The sequence below is a fragment of the Mesorhizobium sp. M0016 genome, from assembly GCF_040324035.1.
Taxonomy (GTDB): Bacteria; Pseudomonadota; Alphaproteobacteria; order Rhizobiales; family Rhizobiaceae; genus Mesorhizobium.
Map to the genome: position 1 here is coordinate 1 of NZ_JAMYVM010000056.1, position 2579 is coordinate 2579.

At 55.7% G+C, this 2579-nt stretch carries 2 protein-coding genes; both read left to right on the forward strand.

Annotation, left to right across the window (positions count from 1 at the left end; genetic code table 11):
• Positions 1-208, forward strand: a 208-nt coding sequence (locus NKJ88_RS32810) for a hypothetical protein (RefSeq protein WP_352446962.1), incomplete at its 5' end; no start/stop codon positions are given.
• Between the two features lie 19 nt (positions 209-227).
• Positions 228-2579, forward strand: a 2352-nt coding sequence (locus NKJ88_RS32815; protein ID WP_352446963.1) for a WD40 repeat domain-containing protein, incomplete at its 3' end; no start/stop codon positions are given.

The following is a 2579-nucleotide window of genomic DNA, read 5'->3' on the forward strand; positions in this document are numbered from 1 at the left end:
CGACGGCGCTATCACCATGAAGGAATGGCTGACCTATGCCGAGACCCGAGTGCCTGGGCTCTATCAGGACGTGCTCGCCGGCAAGATCAGGACGACCAGGGACTCAAGCCCCGATCCCAACCTCCTCGAGGACACCACCCGCCACGCCCAGACACCAGCTCTGTTCGATTTCGTCAAAAGAACAGAGGAAGTGATCGTGGCCCGATAGCCACTAGGAGGTGGAGCAAATGACGTTAACTGCAGTGAAGCCATGTTTCATTTTGCCGCTCCTTCTGCTGCTAATTACTGTGGCTAGGGCAGAGTCCCAGGCGACGCTGTTGATTAACACCGGTCATACGGGTGAAGTCAGATCGGTCGCCATTTCCCCTGCTGCAGATCTCGCGTTGTCTGGAAGCAAAGATGCCACCGTGAAACTTTGGCAGATGAGTACTGGCATTTTGATCCGAACCTTGCCAGGGCACCTCGCCGCCGTGAATGCTGTAGCATTCTCTCACGACGGCAAAAAAGCGCTTTCGGGAAGCGACGACGGAACTGTCGATATATGGGAAGTTCACACAGGAAAACTTATCCGATCACTCAGAAAACGCTGGGATGGGACAGTTAATTCGGTTTCATTTTCGCGCGACGATCAGGCCGTTGTCATAGCGCTGGACTCACCAGATGCGATTGAATTGTGGAGCGTCGATGGACATTTAATAGAACAGAGAAGTGTTCTTTCAGGCGTTACGTCTATTGCGGTCTCCCTGGCCGATGGCCGCGTTTTGGCGGGTCTGCGAGACTCTACTGTCGCCTTGTGGGATATTTCATCGAAATCCCCTCCAGTGATGCTTGAAGGCCATTCAGCGCAGGTTCTTTCCGTGGGATTCTCACGAGACGGTCAGCGATTTGTTTCTGCCCAGATGCTCGATGACAACACAATTAACGTCTGGACCAATTCTACAAATGCCATTCTGGTTGTTCTCAGGGGTCACACCAGCAGCGTGAACTCAGTAGCGGTTTTGCCTGACGGCGGCAGGATACTGTCAGGAAGTGCCGACGGCACAATGAGACTTTGGGACGTAGCTACCGGCACCACTTCCCTCACGATGAGGACCAACAGTTTTGGCGTCAACTCAGTGGCCGTGTCCTTCGACGGAAGTTGGGCACTGTCCGGCGGCGAGGATGGCATTGTCAGACTCTGGAACGTTTCGACCGGGCAACTGATGTTGAATTTTGGAGGGACAGCCGCTCCCACCCTTTCGGTCGCGTTTTCTCCTACGAACAAATCGGTCCTGACGGGAAATGGCGATGGGTCGGTAAGGCTCTGGAGTCTGAGTTCGGGACAGCTCGTTCGCACTTTTTTGGGCCACGAGGGACCGGCGACATCGGTTGCCTTTTCTTCCGACGGAACGCTAGTTGCGTCCGGTGGCGAGGACAACACGGTCAAGATATGGCTGGCCGGCAATGGGGCTCCCTTTCGTGATTTGCCATCTCAAGACACGGGGGCCGCGGGGGGACTAGTTGGAGTCCGATCGGTTGCGTTTTCGCCGGACGGACAATTACTGGTTTCGGGTCAAGGAGACGGTACCCTACGAGTTTGGAAGGTCTCGAGCGGATCCTTGGTGCGGACCTTGCACGCAGCCAGTTTTTCAATCGCATCAACGGTCTTCTCGCCCGATGGCAAGTACATAGTATCAGCGGGCACCTCCGAGCTTACCGCGAAGGTTTGGCGCGTATCTGACGGGAAGCTGCTGCACGAGCTTGGCGCGAGAAACGACGAGCCTGAGTACTACCCCGCAGGTGTTACGTCCGTGGCGTTCTCTCGTGACGGCTCTCACATAGCGTCTACCAATTCAGAACTTGAAGCAGTGCAACTTTGGGATGCTCGAACAGGCAAGCTCGTCCAGACATTTCCTGCGGACGGGATTTTGCCGAATTCGGTGGCCTTCTCCGCAGATGGAAAGCTCGTTGCTGAAGGCGACGACGACGGCGCTGCGCGCGTTTGGAGTGTAGGTGACGGGAAGTTGCGTTTTCGGCTCGTCGGCCATTTGGCGGCCATAAACTCTTTAGCATTCTCAGACGATGGAGCTTTGATCGCAACGGCAAGCTCTGACGGATCGACCAGTCTGTGGGACGCTCACTCCGGAGAACGGATGGCAGGTTTGGTTGAGTTCGTGGGAAGCTCCCAGTGGAGTGTTTTTGCCGACGACAGCCGGTTTGATACACGTGGACTTGACGAATTTTTGCCCCTCTACTGGCGGATGGAGGACGATCCACTTTCGCCGCTCCGGCCCGAGATTTTTATGCGCGACTACTACGAGCCCAATTTGCTTGGCCGACTTGTTGCTTGCCACGAGATTGAGAATTCAAACGCATGTAAGGATACGTTTCGACCAGTACGTTCCCTGGCAGACCTAAACCGTGTCCAACCGTATGTGGATATCAGGGATGTAGCGCAGGGCCTGACTCCGGACGTAGCGCTCGTAACGGTTCTGGTTGGCGAGCTAACGGAAATCTCGCAGCCGAATGGCCGGACCAGCACCGGCGTGTATGATGTGCGGCTGTTCCGTGATGGCCAGATGATAGGGCAGTGGCCGGAG